This window comes from Actinomadura sp. NBRC 104412 (assembly GCF_030269515.1).
Lineage (GTDB): Bacteria > Actinomycetota > Actinomycetes > Streptosporangiales > Streptosporangiaceae > Spirillospora.
Genome location: NZ_BSTM01000074.1, coordinates 1 through 2,703 on the forward strand (window position 1 = coordinate 1; position 2,703 = coordinate 2,703).

At 65.3% G+C, this 2,703-nt stretch carries 3 protein-coding genes; 1 reads left to right on the plus strand and 2 read right to left on the minus strand.

The window, feature by feature from the left end:
- Window positions 1-247: 247 nt before the first annotated feature.
- The gene (locus QSK21_RS35700; protein WP_285702185.1) at window positions 248-697 is read right to left on the minus strand and encodes an ATP-binding protein; all 450 of its coding nucleotides are present in this window, start codon (window positions 695-697) and stop codon (window positions 248-250) included.
- Window positions 698-775: 78 nt separating this feature from the next.
- The gene (locus tag QSK21_RS35705; protein WP_285702186.1) at window positions 776-1,279 is read right to left on the minus strand and encodes a hypothetical protein; all 504 of its coding nucleotides are present in this window, start codon (window positions 1,277-1,279) and stop codon (window positions 776-778) included.
- Window positions 1,280-1,380: 101 nt separating this feature from the next.
- On the opposite strand from QSK21_RS35705, the gene QSK21_RS35710 reads away from it, so the two are divergent.
- On the plus strand, window positions 1,381-2,109 hold the full coding sequence (locus QSK21_RS35710; RefSeq protein ID WP_285702187.1) for an XRE family transcriptional regulator: 729 nt from the start codon (window positions 1,381-1,383) through the stop codon (window positions 2,107-2,109).
- The last annotated feature ends 594 nt before the right edge of the window (window positions 2,110-2,703 follow it).

Sequence of the window (2,703 nt, forward strand, 5' to 3'; positions counted from 1 at the left end):
CCTCAAGAACCGAGACCTCGGTCGCCCACCCGCGGCCAAACACAACCACGAACAGTAACCAACAACAACATCAAGGGGTTACGGTTCAAACGCCCTCAGGGGGTCACGATTGAGGCGCCGTTGACACTGTCCTTCCATGAGAAATGAGGGACCCACCACGACGCCAACGACGGCCGCCAGGTCTCGGCGCCCCCGGTGGGCGTTGTAACCCGCAACCGGGCGACGTTGACAACCCGGTGGCGGTTGATCAAAACGGGAATGACACACGTACCCACTTGCCGGGGGTGGTGCGGACGACCGTGAAGTCTCGACCCACCCCCTGCACGATGCCCAGCCCACGCCCGCGCTCCAGTTCCTCAGGCGCGAAGGCGGCCAGAACGGCGTCCAGGTCCGCGCCATCCGCCAGCGTCACCAGCGGATCAGGCTGGGATTGAGGCACCTGGGGGGAGGCGTCCCACACACCCAAGCCCACCCAGCCGGCACCGACCTCGACCCTCATCCGGATCTCCACGTCGGCCGGTCCGTGGCGGCAGGCGTTGGTGAGCAACTCGCTCGCGGCCAGCCTCACATCCTCCACCACCGGACCGGGCACGCCCGCCCTCTCCAGCCACGTCGCCATCAACGCGCGCCAGCCGTAGGGAAGCGTGTCCAACGGCAACGCCTTCCAGTCCAAACTGTGGACAATGGTCGCGGTCACTTGTCCGGCACCCCTCTTTGGGCTCCAAGGTCGGAACTGGCCATCGGCACACACCAAGGGGAGCGACGGCCAGCGGGCTTACCACTGGGACGGCGAACCGGCCATCAACGCCGAGATGGCGTCGTCGTACGCGCTCGCCTCGGACCTCAGCACCCGACCGCCGAAGTCGTCCCGGGGACGGCGACCGGCCAGCCGGTAGGTCTCTTCGCACGCCAGGTGCAGGTACTCGATCACCGGTCGCCGCAACAGACGCAGAATGATCATCTTCATGCTTCGCCGGTCCACATCGCTCAGCGCGCACGCCCGGACGCGGCGCGGGTCGTACAGGGCAAGTGCAGCGTTCCGCAGCGCACAGGCGGCCCTGTGCAGACTCATGGCGGTAGCGGCGCCCTCCTCGGTCATCAGGTCCACCGAGTAGGCGATCTTGTCCGCCTTCACCGCCTCCGCATCGAGAAACCTGGCGACAAGCCGGCGCACGAGGCCACCTCCACCCCGCAGGGGGATCGTCGCGGACATGTCGGCCACCTCCGTTCGCTGGCGCCCGGGCAATGCGGACGGGACATCCAGATTCGTCATGTCCAAGAGCGTTCCGTGAGCTGCGGGACCTCTCGACAGGCTTCTAGGGACGTCTAGGGACGTCTTCTGTTAGCGTCAGGGACGACGCAGACGCATCGGGAGACCTGGTGAACGACTTGTTGCGGCGCGCACTCCTAGACGCAAACCTCACCGAGGCCGACGTAGCCGAACGCCTCGGCGTAAACCCCAAGACCGTCCACCGCTGGCTAACCGGACGCGTCCCCTACCCCCGCCACCGAGCCAAGGTCGCCGCACTCCTCCACACCGACGAGACCACCCTGTGGCCGCAAACCCGACAACGCCGCGCTTCCCCCGAACCCCCTACGGCCGAAATCCTCGCCGCATACCCTCACCGATGGGCCGTCCCCCGCCACGTCTGGCAACACCACTTTGAGAGCGCACAACACGAGATCGGCATCCTCGCCTACGCCAGCCTCTTCCTCGCCGAGGACGCCGGCCTAGTCCGCACGCTCGCCGAGAAAGCCCGTACAGGCGTCACCGTCCGACTCCTCCTCGGCAACCCAGACGGCCCAAGAATCGCCGAACGCGGCACCGACGAGGGCGTAGGCGACTCCCTGGCCGCCAAAATCCGCAACGCGCTCGTCCTCTACCGCCCTCTCTTCGAAATCGACGGCGTCGAGCTACGGCTACATGACACGGTCCTCTATAACTCGATCTACCGTTCTGACAATGACCTACTAGTCAACCCCCATGCATATGGAATCCCCGCATCTCAGGCCCCGATCCTGCACCTCCGACAGACCGAAGCGAACGATATAGCGACGACCTACGCAGAAAGCTTCGTACGCACCTGGTCCGACGCTACTCGTTATTGACGCCGTTCTGGTCTTCGGATTCTTGTGCAGACTTTTCTCACACCTATCAGGGCGACCCGAGAACGGCCGCACGCGCCAACTCAGCGCCAGGTCCGATGGCCTCCGCTTGAGGGCTCCGGCCGAAGGGCCAGGCCACAGCCGGTCGGCGGGCGCCAAGAACAAAAGGGGTAACCCGGGCCGCTCGAAGAGCGGCAGCCAGGCAGTCACGGGGCCGAGCTGGTCATGCCATACCGCTGGTCGCTTCCAACCTTGCGCGGGGACCCCGCGCGGGGCCTCACGACGGCCAGCGCGGGCTATGAGGTCTCGCGTCGAACACGTATTCGAGTAACGTCTGAGCTGTGGAAACTTTTCCTCCGTCACCCTGGGATCAAGCGCGCCACGGGAGCCCAACGGGGAGCCATTGTGTTTCGACTACCCCCGACTCGCCGTGATCCTCTCAGGGCGTTGATTGAGTGAGAGGCGCCCCGTTCGTTCACGTCCACTGGAGTGGTGTATGGGGTCTGTGTGATCTATGACCGGTTCGTGTCGTGATGGGCGAGTCCCCGTGACGTGAGACGGCCACCTCGTGATCCTTCGAGTCGACCAAGACCAGTG